This window comes from Brevibacterium antiquum (assembly GCF_016107655.1).
Classification (GTDB): domain Bacteria; phylum Actinomycetota; class Actinomycetes; order Actinomycetales; family Brevibacteriaceae; genus Brevibacterium; species Brevibacterium antiquum.
In genome coordinates this window covers 99,547-115,754 of record NZ_JABASX010000010.1, presented here as the reverse complement: position 1 = coordinate 115,754, position 16,208 = coordinate 99,547, and the positions used below count along the sequence as shown (strand labels likewise).

General features: G+C 65.0%; 13 protein-coding genes. 8 read left to right on the top strand and 5 right to left on the bottom strand.

The window, feature by feature from the left end:
• Window position 1: 1 nt before the first annotated feature.
• Window positions 2-1,417 (top strand): aldehyde dehydrogenase family protein, encoded by a 1,416-nt coding sequence (locus JFC13_RS16295; protein ID WP_198398101.1) that lies wholly within the window; start codon window positions 2-4, stop codon window positions 1,415-1,417.
• A gap of 97 nt (window positions 1,418-1,514) precedes the next feature.
• Here the strand turns inward: JFC13_RS16295 and JFC13_RS16290 are convergent, their stop codons facing one another.
• The gene (locus JFC13_RS16290) at window positions 1,515-2,420 is read right to left on the bottom strand and encodes a LysR family transcriptional regulator (RefSeq protein WP_198398100.1); all 906 of its coding nucleotides are present in this window, start codon (window positions 2,418-2,420) and stop codon (window positions 1,515-1,517) included.
• Between the two features lie 125 nt (window positions 2,421-2,545).
• On the opposite strand from JFC13_RS16290, the gene JFC13_RS16285 reads away from it, so the two are divergent.
• From JFC13_RS16285 to JFC13_RS16275, 3 genes are read left to right on the top strand one after another with little or no spacing between them, the layout of a single operon-like run.
• On the top strand, window positions 2,546-4,258 hold the full coding sequence (locus JFC13_RS16285; protein WP_198398099.1) for an acyl-CoA dehydrogenase family protein: 1,713 nt from the start codon (window positions 2,546-2,548) through the stop codon (window positions 4,256-4,258).
• Between the two features lie 26 nt (window positions 4,259-4,284).
• The gene (locus JFC13_RS16280; RefSeq protein WP_198398098.1) at window positions 4,285-5,511 is read left to right on the top strand and encodes a CaiB/BaiF CoA transferase family protein; all 1,227 of its coding nucleotides are present in this window, start codon (window positions 4,285-4,287) and stop codon (window positions 5,509-5,511) included.
• A gap of 1 nt (window position 5,512) precedes the next feature.
• Entirely contained in the window at window positions 5,513-6,709 is a 1,197-nt protein-coding gene (locus tag JFC13_RS16275) for an acyl-CoA dehydrogenase family protein (RefSeq protein ID WP_198398097.1), read from the top strand.
• Between the two features lie 56 nt (window positions 6,710-6,765).
• Here the strand turns inward: JFC13_RS16275 and JFC13_RS16270 are convergent, their stop codons facing one another.
• A complete protein-coding gene (locus tag JFC13_RS16270; RefSeq protein ID WP_198398096.1) occupies window positions 6,766-7,644 on the bottom strand; it encodes an oxidoreductase in 879 nt (292 codons plus the stop codon).
• A gap of 63 nt (window positions 7,645-7,707) precedes the next feature.
• On the opposite strand from JFC13_RS16270, the gene JFC13_RS16265 reads away from it, so the two are divergent.
• Together JFC13_RS16265 and JFC13_RS16260 are read left to right on the top strand one after the other, a co-directional pair.
• Window positions 7,708-9,450 (top strand): ABC transporter ATP-binding protein, encoded by a 1,743-nt coding sequence (locus JFC13_RS16265; protein WP_332839448.1) that lies wholly within the window; start codon window positions 7,708-7,710, stop codon window positions 9,448-9,450.
• On the top strand, window positions 9,447-11,237 hold the full coding sequence (locus tag JFC13_RS16260; protein ID WP_198398095.1) for an ABC transporter ATP-binding protein: 1,791 nt from the start codon (window positions 9,447-9,449) through the stop codon (window positions 11,235-11,237). Before JFC13_RS16265 ends, JFC13_RS16260 begins: the two co-directional genes overlap by 4 nt.
• 55 nt (window positions 11,238-11,292) lie before the next feature.
• Here the strand turns inward: JFC13_RS16260 and JFC13_RS16255 are convergent, their stop codons facing one another.
• Window positions 11,293-12,558 (bottom strand): C45 family autoproteolytic acyltransferase/hydolase, encoded by a 1,266-nt coding sequence (locus JFC13_RS16255; protein ID WP_198398094.1) that lies wholly within the window; start codon window positions 12,556-12,558, stop codon window positions 11,293-11,295.
• Between the two features lie 77 nt (window positions 12,559-12,635).
• Entirely contained in the window at window positions 12,636-14,003 is a 1,368-nt protein-coding gene (mgtE, locus tag JFC13_RS16250) for a magnesium transporter (protein WP_198398093.1), read from the bottom strand.
• A 105-nt stretch (window positions 14,004-14,108) separates the two neighbouring features.
• Between mgtE and JFC13_RS16245 the strand changes: the two genes are divergently transcribed.
• Window positions 14,109-14,819 carry an ArsR/SmtB family transcription factor gene (locus JFC13_RS16245; RefSeq protein WP_198398092.1) on the top strand — a complete coding sequence of 237 codons (711 nt, stop codon included), beginning with the start codon at window positions 14,109-14,111 and terminating at the stop codon, window positions 14,817-14,819.
• A complete protein-coding gene (locus tag JFC13_RS16240; protein WP_198398091.1) occupies window positions 14,816-15,664 on the top strand; it encodes an isocitrate lyase/PEP mutase family protein in 849 nt (282 codons plus the stop codon). The genes JFC13_RS16245 and JFC13_RS16240 overlap by 4 nt, the downstream gene beginning before the upstream one ends.
• Before the next feature lie 22 nt (window positions 15,665-15,686).
• On the opposite strand, the gene JFC13_RS16235 is transcribed toward JFC13_RS16240, so the two are convergent.
• Window positions 15,687-16,205, bottom strand: a complete 519-nt coding sequence (locus JFC13_RS16235; RefSeq protein ID WP_198398090.1) for a hypothetical protein — start codon at window positions 16,203-16,205, stop codon at window positions 15,687-15,689.
• Between the last annotated feature and the right edge of the window lie 3 nt (window positions 16,206-16,208).

The following is a 16,208-nucleotide window of genomic DNA, read 5'->3' as shown; positions in this document are numbered from 1 at the left end:
CATGAGCACCGACCTCACCACTTTCGCAGGACTGCTGTCGACCATCGAAGACCCGAACGGTCGAGAACTGCTCGATCCTGCCACCGGCGAGGTCGTCGGTCGCACCCGTGAAGGCAGCACCGCCGACATCGACACCGCCGTTGCAGCTGCACGCAAGGTTCAGCCCGAATGGGCGTCGCGGACGTCGAAGGAGCGCAGCGATCTGCTGAACCGGGCCGCTGACGCGGTCGAAGCCTCCGCCGAGGCGCTGGCCGAGCTGCTCTCGCGTGAACAGGGCAAGCCGCTCAACGGACCCAATGCCCGCTTCGAGGTCGGCGCCTGCGCCGCATGGCTGCGGGCCAATGCCGCCTTCGAGCTCGAGCCTGAAGTTCTTGTCGACGACGAGGAGACCCACGCCGAACTCCACTACGGACCCGTCGGCGTCATCGGAGCAGTTGGGCCCTGGAACTGGCCGATGATGATCTCCGTGTGGCAGTTCGCCCCCTCGTTGAAGATGGGCAACACCGTCGTTCTCAAGCCCTCCGAGTACACGCCTTTGTCGGTGCAGGCACTCGTCGCAGTCATCAACCAGGTCCTGCCCGCCGACGTTCTCACCGTGGTTCCCGGCAGCGGCGAGGTCGGCGCGGCCCTGACATCTCATGCAGATGTCGACAAGATCATGTTCACCGGATCGACGAAGACCGGTCAGGCAATCATGCGATCGGCAGCTGACACCCTGGCCCGTCTGACCTTGGAGCTGGGCGGCAATGACGCAGGCATCGTGCTCGAAAACGCCGATCCTGCGGCCATTGCCGGCGACCTGTTCTGGGGTGCGTTCATCAACACCGGTCAGACGTGTGCGGCGATGAAGCGCCTCTACGTGCCCGAAGCCCTCTACGACCAGGTCTGCGATGCCCTCGTCGAGGTGGCCAAACAGTCACCGATGGGCGTGGGTTTGGAGGAGGAGAACGTGCTCGGGCCGCTGCAGAACAAACAGCAGTTCGATATCGTCGCCAAGCTCGTCCAGGCGGCCAAGGACTCCGGTGCCCGGGTGCTCACGGGCGGTGACCCTGTCGCGGACCAGCCCGGATACTTCTACCCGACCACGCTTGTCGCCGACATCGACAACGACAACCCGCTGGTCGCAGAGGAGCAGTTCGGCCCGGCTCTGCCGATCATCAAGTACACCGACCTGGAACAGGCCATCGGCTGGGCCAACGAACTCGAGGTCGGCCTCGGCTCCTCGGTCTGGGGCAGCGACCTCGAGGAATGCAAGAAGGTCGCGGCCCGCCTGGAGGCAGGATCGACCTGGATCAACAAGCACGGAGCAGTGGACCCGCGGATTCCCTTCGGCGGGGTGAAGAAGTCAGGTTTCGGACTCGAGTTCGGACTCGAAGGGCTCAAGCACGTCAGCGTCCCACACGTGATCAGCTGGTAGCACTCGCCAGACTAAAACTCCCCGACGTCACTAATTTCGCGTGGCGCCGGGGAGTTTTATTGACGTCGGGACGTTTTGGCGGGAGGTGCGCTCCGGCTCAATTGGTTTTCGGCAGCTGCGCCTCGGGCAGGATCTCCTGCACGATCTCGACGACCCGCGCCAGGGCCTTCGAAGGGTTGTTGCGGCGCCAGCCGAGCGCCAATGTGAACGCATCCCCACCCTCGGCGAGGCGAACATAGGTGACACCGTCGATGCGGATGTGATTCGAGGACTCGACGACGATCGCGATTCCGACCTGCGCACCCACGAGCGCGAGCAGACTGTAGGGATCCGGTGCCTCCTGCGCGATGTGCGGAAGATAGCCGGCCTGATCGGCCAGGCGCATCATCGCCTCTCGCACCTGCGAACCGTGCGAAGGCGCGTAGGTGATGAACGGCTGCTCCTTCAGATCCGCCATGGAGACGCTCTCCGCCCCGGCGAGTTCGTGGCTGGTGGGGACTGCGACCATGACCCGTTCCTGCCGGATGACGTGGACGGCGATGCCCGCCGGCGCCGGCGGGGAGATGATCCCCATGTCCATGGTCCCGTCGCGAACGGCCAAGGCCGACTCACCGGAATACGTCTGTGGGTGCATCTCCAGGGTGATACCGGGCTGTCGGTGCGCGACCTCCCGGGCGAGCAGGGACAGGATCGAATAGCCGCTCGTGCCGCCGAACCCGATCCGCACCCGGCCGACCACGCCTTCCTTCGCAGCACGGGCGATGCGTCGCGCGCCCTCGACCTGGGCCTGGATCGCGCGAGCGGGCTCGAGCAGCGCCTCACCTGAGGAGGTCAGTCGCACCCGGCGCGTTGTCCGTTCGAACAGCTGCACGTTGAGGTCCTTCTCGAGGGCGCGGATCATCTGGCTCAAGGCCGGCTGCGCGATGTGCAAGGTCTCCGCTGCCCGTCCGAAGTGCAGCTCCTGTGCCACGGCGAGGAAGGCCGAGAAATGCCGCAGTTCCATGGTGCCCGCTTTCGTTGTCGTTCGGCCGTATCCGCAGACAGCCAAGGATTGATAAAGAATCGCAAATAATGACCATGAGATTACGTCTTGGACACCGTGTAATACAAGTGGAACAGTAAGGAACCATGAACTACGTCGACCTCGACCCGGCCCTGCAGCCCCTCATCGAGTCATACCTTGAGTCAGCAGATCGAGAGCTGCTCGCTCCGGTGCTCACTGCACTTGGCGCCGATGCCCCGCAGCGCCTGGCCCCGCTGGCAGACGTTGCGGACAAGAACCCGCCGACGCTGGAACAGTTCAACCGCGAGGGCGATCGCGTCGACACGATCGACTACCACCACAGCTACCAGGAGCTGCAGAAGGCCGCCTACGAGGAATACGGCCTCTCCGCCCTTTCACACCGTGGCCTCCACGGCTGGGACGACGTACCGCCCCACCTGGTCAAATACATCCTCTCTTACGTCTTCGTCCAAGCCGAGTTCGGTCTGGCCTGCCCGGTCTCGATGACCGACGCAGCCGCCAGGACCCTGTGGAAGTTCGGTGAGGGGGAGCAGATCGCCGAGGCAATTGATCGTCTGATCTCGGTCGATCCCGAACGTCGGTTCACCGGTGCGATGTTCATGACCGAGATCCATGCCGGCACCGACATCGCCCAGACCTCGACCGTGGCCGAGCGTGACGGCGAGAACTGGGCGCTGTCCGGTCGCAAATGGTTCGCCTCGAATCCGGACGCTGACATCATCCTCACCCTCGCCAGGTTCCCCGGCGGCGATGACACCACGCGCGGTGTGGGACTGTTCATGCTGCCCAAGCACCGTCCGGACGGGACGAAGAACTCCTATGTCATCGACCGGCTCAAGGACAAGCTCGGCACCAGGTCCATGCCCAGCGGCGAGGTCACCCTCAACAATGCCTATGCCGTCCAGGTCGGTGCGCTCGAGCGCGGATTCCGGCAGATGGCGGAGATGGTCAACACCTCCCGCCTGTCCAACGCGATGCGCGCCACCGCCCTCATGCGCAGGTCGATCAACGAAGCGCTCGCCCACGCCCGCCAGCGCGTGGTCTTCGGCAAGACCCTCATTGAAGCACCCCTGATGCGCATGACCCTGCTGCCGCTGCAGGCCGAAGCCGAGGCCGCACTGGGTCTCGTCTTCTACTGCGGTGACATGCTCCAACGAGCCGATGCCGGGGATGCTTCCGCGACCGCGCAGATCCGCGTACTCACCCCGCTGGCCAAGCACTACATCTGCAAACGTGCCCGCTTCGTCACCGGTGAGGCGATGGAGGTCCGCGGCGGTCGCGGTTACATCGAGGAATTCCCCGATGCCCGCCTCGTCCGCGATTCCCACCTGGGCTCGATCTGGGAAGGCTCGAGCAACGTCATCGCCCTCGATGTCCTGCGGTGCATGCGCAAACAGAACACGCATCGTCTCCTGGCGAAGACGATGAAAGAGAAGCTGAACACCATCGCCCTCGCCGAGGCTGTCCCTGAGATCCGTGAGCTCCTGACCAGATGGAGCGCGATCGTCGACCGCGGTGACGCCATTGTGAGCGCCGAATCCGAAGCCGCCGAAGCTCTCATCGGCGGGTATGCCGATGATCTGGCACAGCTGATTATGGCTACCCTGCTGCTCGAGCAGGCCGATGCCGAAGCCACCCGTGACGGCAACTTCCGCAAGCTGCTCGTCGCGAAGACCTTCATCGGCAGCAACATCACGGGTGACGAGTCCGCCGTGGTCGAAATCCTGTCCCACTTCGAGGACATCGTCGATGGGGCGAGTCTGACCAGCGAATCTGTCTCGGCTGGCACCGTCTCAACTCCTACACCCGTGGCCTGAAGCCACCTCAACCATCGGAGCATCACATGAGAACCACAGCAGAAGAAGCAGCACACGACGAAGCCCTCACTGCCGACGAGACCTTCACTGGACCGCTCGCGGGCGTACGCGTCATCGACCTGTCGAAGATCCTCGCCGGTCCCTATGCCACGATGTCCCTGGCCGATCTCGGTGCCGAGGTCATCAAGGTCGAGCATCCTGATGGGGGAGACCCCACCCGAGCCTGGGGCCCACCTATGGTCGGCGCCGATGCCACGTACTTCCACGCCGCGAACCACAGCAAGAAGTCTGTGACGATTGACCTCAAATCCGATCGGGGCCAGGAGCAGGTCCACGAATTGCTGGCTGAGGCCGATGTGCTGGTCGAGAACTTCCGACCGGGCAGCTCGCTGCAGCAGATCTTCGATTACAAAGAGCTCTCGGCCAGATTCCCGCACCTCGTCATCCTCCACATTTCCGCCTACGGAGACCACGGGCCGATGCGCGATGAACCCGGCTACGACATGGTTGCCCAGGCTCGCGGAGGACTCATGTCCCTGACCGGAGAGGCCGGGGGGCCACCGATGAAGTCCGGGTTCGCCATGGGCGATCTGGGTGCGGGGCTGTTCGGCATCATCGGCATCGTCTCCGCGCTCTTCGAACGCAGCCGGACCGGCAAGGGCCAATACCTGACGACTTCCCTCTATGAAGGCCAGCTGGCGTTGCACGTGAACTGGGCGACGAACTACTTCGCTGACGGCAAACGCCCACACGCGCTGGGCTCCGGCCACCCCAACCTCGTGCCCTATCAGGCATACCCGGCCGCCGATGACTACTTCGTCCTCGCCATCGGCAACGACTCCCTGTGGCAGCGGCTCTGCACAGCCATCGACCGACCAGACCTCGGCGGCGACGAACGCCTGTCGGTCAACCGTGGTCGAGTCGAGAACCGTGAATACCTCAACGCGGAACTCTCCCGCACCCTGCGCACAAACACCGTCGAGCATTGGTGCGCGAAGTTCTCGGCCACCGGCATTCCCGCCGCACCGATCAAACACCTCGACGAGGTCTATTCCGATCCGCAGACCGAAGCCCTCGGGATGGTCCAGACGGTCGACCATCCCACCGCCGGACCCATGCGGCAGGTGGCATTCCCCGTCAACTTCAACGGAGTCCGCCCACCCGTGCGTTCCGCGCCACCGGAGCTCGGAGCAGATACTCACGACATCCTCGGCGCCGCCGCCCACCCACACCCAGCCACCACAGGAGCCTGAAATGACTACGACCGCCACTGCGCAGGACGCCGCCGACCTCGACAAGTCCGACCTCCTCAATCTCGAAGGACTCCTCAGCAAGTCCGAGATCGAACTTCGCGACAAGGTGCGGGCCTTCGTCGATGAGCGTTTCCGTCCGAACATCGCCGACTGGTATGAGAACGCCATCTTCCCCCGCGAGATCGTGGCCGAGATGGGCGAGCTCGGACTGCTGGGCATGCACCTGCACGGCTACGGCTGCCCCGGGCGAACCGCCGTCGAATACGGCCTCGCGGCCATGGAGCTCGAAGCCGGTGATTCGGGACTGCGGACCTTCGTGTCCGTGCAGGGATCCCTGGCTATGTCCGCGATCCACAAATTCGGGTCCGAAGAGCAGAAGAACCGGTACCTGCCGGGGATGGCCAAGGGAGAGATCATCGGCTGCTTCGGTCTGACCGAACCCACCGCCGGGTCCGACCCCGGATCAATGGCCACGACTGCCGTGCGCGGCGACGACGGCACCTGGACCCTCAACGGTGCCAAGAGGTGGATCGGGCTGGCCTCGATCGCCGACATCGCGGTCATCTGGGCCGCGACCGACGAGGGCATCCGCGGCTTCCTCGTCCCCACCGACACCGAAGGCTTTGAAGCGACCCCGATTGAGCAGAAGCTGTCGATGCGCGCCTCCATCCAGTGCGACATTACCCTTGACGAGGTCCATCTCCCCGCCGAGGCGGTCCTGCCCGAAGTCCGAGGACTCAAGGGGCCGTTCTCCTGCCTCAATGAGGCCCGTTACGGAATCATGTGGGGCGCGATGGGCGCCGCCCGCGACTCCTACGAGGTGGCTCTGAAGTATGCGCAGGAGAGGATGCAGTTCGACAAACCACTCTCCGGCTATCAGATCACTCAGCAGAAGCTGGTGAATATGGTGCTCGAGATCCAGAAAGGGATCCTTGTGGCCGTGCAGACCGGTCGCCTCAAGGATGCCGGGACGCTCGATCCGGTCCAGATCTCGGTCGGAAAACTCAATAACTGCCGCGAGGCGATCGCCATCTGCCGGGAGGCCCGCTCGATGCTCGGCGGCAACGGCATCACACTCGAATACTCACCGCTGCGGCATGCGAATAATCTCGAATCGGTGCGCACCTACGAAGGCACGGATGAGGTGCACACTCTGATTCTGGGCCGTCACATCACCGGTGAGCAGGCGTTTCGGTAGGCCGGGAGGCAATTGGACGGGGTGTTGAAAAAGCGTCGCGCGATGAATTCCACGACCTAGAGCGGAAACCTGATTCCCGTCAGCTCCTCCGACACCGTCCACAGACGTCGGGCAACCTCGGCGTCCTTGGCTGCAGCAGAACGGCCGACGAGTTTCGGCTGTCCGAAAGTCTCCTTGAATCGGCGTGGGCCGACATAGCTGTTGCCCGGGATGTCAGCTGTGGCTGCGCACAATGTCGGCACAGCACCTTGGTGCTCGTCCTGCGAGATCAGACCGATCACGGCCTCGGTGACTGATGCGAGCGTTCGGTTTCCCTGCAGTCGGTAGAGGTTCGTCGCCGCCAGACCCGGGTGGGCTGCGGTCGCGATGACAGAGGAGGGCACCTCGGTGAGCCTTCGCTGGAGTTCGGAGGTGAAGAGAAGGTTCGCAAGCTTTGACTGCCCGTAGGCCGCCATCGGTTTATACGGTCTGCGTTCCCAACTGAGATCATCGAAGTCGATTGTCCCCAGCCGATGCCCGATCGAGGAGATGGTGACCACCCGATCTCGGATCTGGGGAAGAAGCAGGTTGGTCAGAGCGAAATGGCCGAGGTGGTTCGTGCCGAACTGGGATTCGAACCCGTCGGCGGTGTGACCTAAGGGTGGGGCCATGATCCCCGCATTGTTGATGAGGACGTCTATGGGCTCGGTGAATTCCTCAGCGAAGGCGCGCACCGAGGCGAGATCGGCGAGGTCGAGATGTCGTACATCGACGGTCCCGCGCATCGCGTCAGCTGCGGCTCGTCCCTTGGCCGGATCGCGCACGGCAAGGACCACGTGAGCGTCCATGCCTGCGAGCATGGATGCTGCCGCCCTGCCGATTCCGCTGTTGCCACCGGTGATGACGATGGTGCGGTCGGCTGCGGATGAGATGTTGTCATCGAGCCTTGTGCCCATGAAGCCATCGTAAGCCCAAGTGCGGAACTCCGCGGTCCTTCGCAAAATGTTAGGGTAGCCTTCGTGCCGAAGACTCCCTCATCAGGTTCGATGCTGCTGCGCAGGGCCGCCCGGCGTCGACTCGGATTGCTCGTGCCCGGAGCCATCACCCTGTCGTTGTGGCAGGTCTGTGAGGCGCTCGTGCCCGTCGCCATCGGAATCGTCGTCGACCGCGCGATCATTCCGCTGTCCCTGCCGACGCTCGCCGTCTCGATCATCGGCATCGGCCTGCTGTTCACCGTGCTCAGCCTCGGATATCGTTTCGGCTCCCGCTTCTGCAACTCCGCTCGTGAACACGAAGCCCATGCCCTTCGCGTCGAGATCACCCACGCCGCGCTCACCTCGGCGAACCTGCCGCCCGATCGCGCCTCCGGCGAGGTCCTCTCGATCGCCTCGGCAGACGCCGACACCGCAGCGCAGTCGTTCGCCCAGGCCGGACGCGGCATCGCCTCGGTGCTGGGCATGGTCACCGCCGCAGTATTCCTCCTCATCGCTGACCCAGTGACCGGTCTCGTCGTCCTCATCGCCGTGCCCATCGGGCTGCTCATCGTCGCACTACCCAGCCGTTCCGTATCCGCGAAGGCCGCAACCCAGCTCGAAGCAGTCGCCGGTGCCGGTCGTTCCGCATCCGACCTCATGCACGGTCTGCGCGTGATCAAGGCCATGGGCGGTGAGCCCTGGGCCGTCCGCCTCTACGAGAAGACCTCCGACGAGGCCGCGGCAGCCGGCATCGCCACCGGTGAGAGAACAGGTCGACTCGCAGGCCTGGGTGCTCTCGTGATGTCGACGGTGCTCGCGATCGTCCTCGTCGTCGCAAGCCTGCGGCTCATCGAAGGGCAGATGAGCGTCGGCGCACTGATCGGCATCCTCGGCATGACCGCGTTCCTCACCGAACCGATGCGAGCGCTCGCCGAGATCGTCGGCCTCTTCGCCCAATCGCACGGCGCGGCAGGCAGGATCGCCCGGCTCCTGACCGACATCGAATCCGCCGAGGCTGTTCCCTCGTCCGCGGCACTCACATCGACCGACGCAGCCACTGAGACAGAATCCGACAAGAGTGCCCCACGCCGAGGCGGGAAGCCGACAAGGATCCACATCGGCGACACCGCGGTCGACGTCCGCAATTGGGCAGTCGGTGAGGACCGCAGCGTCGACTTCACCACCGACTTCGGCACACTGACGTGCATCGTCACCGAGAGCGCCGAGCCGACGACGGTCCTCCTCGCAGCGCTGGCATCCCATGCCCGAGGGACGAGTCCCGACCAGATGATCGTCTCACCCCACACCGTCGACCTCTTCGAGGGCACGATCCGCTCTAACATCACCATGGTCGTCGGCACGACCGACCACCCCGTCCCCGCCGAGGTGCTCCTCGCATCGGGGGTCGACGAACTCCTCGGACTCGTCGACGGGGGCCTCGACCACAGAATCCAGGAACTCGGCGGCAACCTCTCGGGCGGCCAACGGCAGCGCGTCGCCCTGGCCCGAGCGCTGAATGCCGACCCGAGCGTCCTCGTCCTCCACGAACCCACCACCGCCGTCGATGCCGTCACCGAGGCACGCATCTCGAGCGGCGTGAGCGATCTGCGTCGGGCCGGCCGATCGGCTGCCACCGTCATCGTCACCGCCTCTCCGGCATTCTTGGCAGCCGCGGACACGGTTGTCTTCGTTCCTGTGAACGGACAGGTACTCATCGGCGGCCACGCCGAACTCCTCGCCGCGGAGTCCGCGGCCGCAGAGTCCTACCGTCAGGCGGTGGCCCGATGACCGCATCCTCCGCGCCCGCTACCCTGTCGATCGCCTCGAGGCGACGCTCCTTCTCCCACCTGGCACCCCTGCTGCGGGCGCGAACCGGATGGCTTGTCGTGCTCGCCGTCTCGGGTCTGGCCAACGCAGGTGCCGGTCTCGTCGGGCCCTGGGCGATCGGCCGCCTCGTCGACGAACTGCCCACCGGCGCCGGCCCGGATCTCGTCTGGACCTGCGCGATCGCCGTTGCGGCCGCCGGCATCGTCATGGCGCTGGGCACGTGGGTCAGCGCTTGGTCACTGGCCCATATCGCCATGCCCGTCGTCGCCGAGCTGCGCACCCAGGTCGTCGAATCCGCGCTCAGACTGGATTCCCAGCGCATCGAGAAGACCGGCACCGGCGACCTGGTCTCCCGCGTCGCCGACGACTCCCGCAAGATCAGCGAGGCCGCCGCCCAGGTGCTGCCGCTCGTCGTCGAATCGCTGCTCATCGTCATCGTCTCTGCCGTGGGCCTGGGCGCGATCGACTGGCGACTGGGCCTCGTGGGCCTCGTCGCACTGCCGATGTACTGGCTCACCCTGCGCTGGTACCTGCCCCGCTCGGAACCGATCTACAAGGAGGAACGGGCGGCGTTCGGCAGGCGCGCCGGTCGGCTGCTGGGCGGACTCACCGGAGCACAGACCCTCCGTGCCTACCGTGCTGAGGACGGCGAGCTGACCCGCATCGACTCGGCCTCCGGCGAGGCCCGCGATCTGTCGATCAATGTCTTCCGCTTCCTCACCCGCGCCTTCGGACGCAACAACCGCGCCGAGGCCGTCGTGCTCTCCCTGCTCCTCGTCGCCGGATTCGCTCTGGTCTTCACCGGTGAGACCACGGCCGGGGCAGTCACGACCGCTGCCCTGGTCTTCCACCGTCTGTTCAACCCCATCGGGGCGCTGGTCGGGCTCTTCGACCAGATCCAATCCGCCGGAGCTTCGCTGACGCGCATGGTCGGCGTCATCGATGAGGCAGGCAGTTCGCCGAGGCGGACGAGCGACGTCATCTTCGACTCTCCGGCCCTCGTGCTCGAGGACCTGTGGTTCACCTACGACGAGGACCCGGAGTCGAGCAACCATGTCCTCAAGGGCGTGAACCTGCGACTGGAGCCGGGCGAAGTCGTCGCCGTCGTCGGCACCACCGGGGCCGGGAAGTCCACGCTGGCACGGATCGCGGCCGGACTCTCCGCACCCACGCACGGACTGGCGCGACTCGATTCGGGCACAGCCACCTCGGCGGGGGACATGGAACTGACCGAACTGCCGGAAGACGTGCTTCGCTCGCACATCACGATGGTCGCTCAGGAGGTCCATACCTTCAACGGCACCCTGCGCGACAACGTTACCCTGCCCGTCCCGAATGCCACGGACGAGAAGATCACCGCCGCCTTGAGCACGGTCGGGGCCGGTTGGGTCAGCGAACTGTCCAAGGGACTGGACACCGAGGTCGGTGACGGCGGAACCCGTCTGAGTGCGGTGCAGGAGCAGACGATCGCACTCGCCCGTCTGGTGCTGGCGAATCCTGACTTCGCGATCCTCGACGAGGCCACCGCTGAGGCGGGATCGGCGGGAGCTCACGTGCTCGAAGCCTCTGCCCGTGCCGCATTGGCCGGTCGTGGGGCTCTCGTCGTCGCCCACCGGCTCAGCCAGGCCGAGACCGCTGACCGAGTCCTCGTCATGGAACACGGTGAGGTTGTCGAGGAGGGCAGTCACGAGGAACTTGTCGCCGAGAACGGGCGTTACGCGCAGCTGTGGTCGGCGTGGTCGGCGTGATGCTGCGCCTGGTGCGTGGACGCCGACGTGCGTGGAAGCAGACGAGTGTGGACGCTCAGCGCCAGCGCTGCCAGGCTGCCTGACGGCTGACGTCGGCCATCTCGGCCACCCTGGCCCAGGAATTGTCCTCGGCCATCGTGCGAGCACTGGTGCCCAGGGCCTCACCGACCTCGGCGGAGAGGCTGAGCAGCGCCGAAAACGCCGCAGGGTCCGGCGAATGGGACAGATCGTGGACCGCCTGCCGTGCCGTGTCGAGCAGATCGGCCACAGCAGGGCCTGCCGATTCTCTGACCGGATCCGCGATCGGCTGGTTGTCGGGCTGCCTGTCGACATGCATCGGTTCGGGACTGTCTTCATCGAGGGTCACGATGATCATCTCCTCGGTAGAGTTCAGGCTGCGGGTCCAGCTGCGGTCGTGCCAATGATATTCGACCTGGCCGCGCAGCGGCAGATAGACGGCAGTGTACAGGGTGCCGAAGGCGTTATCGTAGTCGTCGCTGAAGACTCCGGGGCTGAGCATCGTTTGGGCCATCTCCTGCACATCGCATCCCTGCTCCACTGCCTCGGTGAGCAGGTCCTGGCGCTCGACGCTGCGGAATCGTCGTGCGTGGTCGGGGAATTCCGGGTGGCGACCGCGGTGGTTCGTCGCCACCGGATCGTTGATGATCTCTGGGGTCATTCCCGGACCGACGTAGGCCGTCACCGATGTGCCTTCGGCATCGATCATGGTCAAGTTGTAGAACATGGACACCGGTATCGTCTCGAGTCGGCGCAGGGCCTCCGGCACGGAGCCGGCGACCTCCAGGAGAAAGCGCACGACCAGCGGCGCGGCGAAGCCGTCACCGTCGCCTGGCCGCCCGCCGAAGGCCAAGGAGACGGCCAGCCCGTCCTCATTCATTCCGTCGAGCAGGCCCCACAGGCAGTCCGAGGTCCCGATCACCCGGCGGGAGTCGAAGCGAGTCGAGGCGTGGACCTGTTCGAACAGCTCCAACCCGTAGTCGTAGTTGCGCACCAGCGCCGGCTCAGGGGATTGCAGGGCAACCTGTGAACACCCGGGCAGGAAACGCGGCGGGTTCCACAGTGTGAGCATGCGAGCCGCGGTTTCGTCCCCGCGTGCGAGTTCGACCAGACGCTGCCAGGTGGGGACGATTTCGGGCATGTGTTCGCGCAGTTTGGCCTCGGCCGTAGCCAAACTGGGGCGGGCGGTGTCCCCGTCGCGGAGATACCACGCCCGGTAGGCAGGCCACACGGCATCGAACAGTGTCTGCCAGCGGGTCGAGGGGCGGTCTTCGGTGATGGCAAAGAAGTTGAATGAGGTCATGCGTCAAGGTTAGGTTGACGCTTTCAATGTGTCAATAAAATCTTGACAGCTCGTGGCGGCTGGGTGTTCGTAGTGCCTCAGCCGAGCCGCAGAATCGTCGTCGCAATGGTGAAGTAGATGATCAGGCCGGTGGCGTCGCAGAAGGTGGAGATGAACGGGTTGGAGAAGACCGCCGGATCCGCCCCGACGCGCTTCGCGATGATCGGCATCAGCCCGCCTACAGTCGCGGCCATGATGCACACAGACAGCAGAGTGAGGCCGATGACCAGCCCGATCGCCCACCCATAGACGAGCCCGGCGACAATGAATCCCAGACCACCGAGCACAGCGCCCAGCAGCGCACCGACCCGCAGCTCGCGCCAGATGACCTTCCCGAGGTCGCGGATCCGCACTTCGCCCACGGCCAGCGCTCGGGTCACGGTCGTTGCGGCCTGATTGCCGGTGTTGCCTCCCGTGCCGGTGAGCAGAGGGATGAAGAGGGCGAGGATGACGACCTGATCGAGCCGGTCCTCATAGACCTCGAGAACCTGGACGGTGAGGATCGCGGAGACCGCGAGGACCAACAGCCATACGATGCGGCTCTTGACCAGGCGGAAGATCGTCGAGGACAGGTAGGAGCGGTCGAGAGGTTCGGAACCGCTGGACCGGGCGATGTCCTCGGCGTCCTCCTCATCAACGATGTCGAGGACATCGTCCATGGTCAGAATCCCGACGAGGCGGTCCTCCTTGTCCACGACCGGCATCGCAATGAGCCGGTGGGAGAGGAACTCACGTGAGGCGACCTCACGATCGGTCAGCGCCTGCGTGCTGATCGATTCGCGCACCATATCCCCGATAAGAGCCTCGGGCTCGGCGGCGATGAGGTTGCGCAGGGACACCACCCCTGAAAGGACACGACCGACCCCGACGACGGGCAGGAGGTAGACGGTCTCTGGTCCGTCGATGCGGGCGCGGACGACCTCCATAGCCTCGGCGGCTGTCCAGTCCTCGTGGAGGCTGAGCACCTCGGGTGACATGTAGCGGCCGATCGCCTTCTTCGGGTAGCCGAGGACCGCGGTCGTCATCTCTCGTTCTTCGGCATCGAGGCCGCTCATCAGCCTGCGGGCGACGTTGGCGGGAAGTTCGCCGAAGAGTTCGGCACGGTCATCGGGGTCGAGGCCCTCGACGATGTGGGCGACCTCCGGTTCCCGCAGACTCTGGATCAGTTCTGCCTGATAACCCGGCGGAAGATTCTCGAAGACCGCGAGAGCGTCATCCTTATCCAAGATGCGGAAGAGGACCGCCGACTGCAGCGGATTGCTCGTGTGGACGAGACGGGTCAGTTCGGGGAGTGGAATCTGATGCGTGAGATCCGCGATCTCGTCCATCGCGGACCGGTCGATTCGTCCCGACAGTGCGGATTCGAGGCGGTCTGCCGCCGAGTCGTCCACCGTCATGTCTGTCATGACTGCCCCCTTACATCCGCTGTCTCTGTCGTCGCTGTCCACCATATGCCACAGCGCGAGGTCACTTCGGCACTGCCCGAATCGTTGGAGTCCTATCATGGAGGCATGAGCAGGGCACACCAGGAAGCGGCGCCGGACATCGCCGCACTCGCATCGGCAATCGCCGAGCCCACACGAGTGATGATCTGCACCTGCGTCCTCGACGGCAGAGCCTGGACGCTGACCGAGTTGTCCCGTGCACTCGGGCTGCCGATGTCGTCGACCTCGGAACATGTCAGCATCCTCATCGCTCGCGGAGTCCTGGCGGAACGCCGTCAGGGCAGGCATCGCTACGTCCAACTCGCCTCGGCAGACATCGCCGATTGGCTCGAGAACACCGGAGCCCTGGCAGGCCAGCGAGTCGAATCGGTCTCGTCTCTGGTTGCGAAGACTCGTGACCGTCACCTCCTCGAGGCGAGGACCTGTTACAGGCATATCGCAGGAAAGCTCGGCGTCCGATTGTTTGCTGCCCTGACCGCACGCGGGTGGGTCGACGAGGCGGTGACCGTGACCGATTCCGGTCGGGAGGCAATCGCGAAGGCGTGGGGCATCGACGTGCCGACCACAGCGACATCTGCCCGACCGGTCACACGCCGCTGCCTCGATTGGACGGAACGGCGGACCCACCTCGGCGGGTGGCTCGGAGACGAACTGTGCCGAGAATTTCTCGACCGCACGTGGATCACGCGCCGACCGAGCAGTCGAGCACTCAAACTCACACCGACCGGTCGGGAGAGCCTCGACTGGATCCTTATCGCAGAGGAGACACAGCTATGAGCAGACCGTCCGCACCGTTCCCGGCTTTCCACCGTCTGCACCGCCCGGGGGAGCCGTTCATTCTGCCCTGCGCCTGGGACGTGGCGAGTGCCCGCTTGTTCGCCGAGGCTGGTCACTCTGCCGTCGGCACGACCAGTCTCGGTGTGGCGGCCGGCATCGGCGCCGCCGACGAAGACCGCGAGACACTGACCGCGATGGCCGCTCTCATGGCGAACATGCGGCGGGCACTGCCCGACGGCCTGCTCACCTGCGACTTCGAAGATGGATACGGCGACGATCCCCAGGCCGTCGTCGACATTCTGCGGGAGAGCTTCGCGACCCGGCAGACATCGGTGGGCGTATCGGGTGGGCAACGCTCCTCGGATGGGGGAGCCCTCGCGGTCGACGGGATCAACATCGAGGATTCCGCTCGCGGTCGCCTCGTCGCACCGGAGGCGCTCGCCGACAAGGTGAGAGCGATCAAGGACGCGTTCCCGGACCTGTTCGTCAATGCCCGGATCGACACGTACTGGACCGGGAAGGAAGACCTCGGCGACACACTTGAGCGGTTGCGGCGCTATGCCGACTCCGGGGCCGATGGGATCTTCGTCCCCGGGGATCTGGACCTGGATGTCATCACCCGGATCGTCGACGCCTGCCCGCTGCCGGTCAACGTGCTGGCCAGCCCACGATTCTCACGCAGCCAGTTGGCCGAGGCAGGAGCGGCACGCATCAGCACAGGTTCGCTGCTGTATCGAGCAGCGATCTCCGCAGCAGTGCAGTCGCTGGAAGGGCTGACCGGAGACCGCCCGGCTCAGACAGCGAACGTGCTGTCCTATCGGACGGTCTCCGAACTGGGCGGATAGTCCCAGCGGTTCAGACTGTGACTCAGTCCTCGTTGTAGGAGTCGTCGATGACCTCGGGCATGCCGTCGATGAGGGCGACTTCTTCGACCCCATCATCGGCGAGTGCATCGACATCGAGGTCATCACCGGCGAGCTCGGCGACTTCAGCCTCGTCTTCGTCCTCGGAGACCATCTCATCACCGGGGCGGTTGCCCATTTCGGCGGCAGGGGAGGTATCCGTGGAGAACTCACCGGGAAGGTCGGGGGCATTGAGCTCGTCCTCCACACCTTCGGCTTCGACGAGGGCATTGTCGGCACCTTCGATGCCGGTTCCCTCGGGGCCGTCGGCACCGGGCTCGATTGTCGGCCCGGCTGCTGAATCGGGATCGACACCGGCATCGAGCTCCGTGTCGACATCGTCGGCTTCGGCTTCGGCTGCGTTGAGTTCAGGGTCGTCCAGCTCGTCGGCCGTGGGCTCTTCAAGGGTGGGTTCATCCATGTCTGGTTCACCCATCGCAGGTTCGTCCTGCCACTGCCTCGGATCGTTGGGATTGTCGCTCATGAT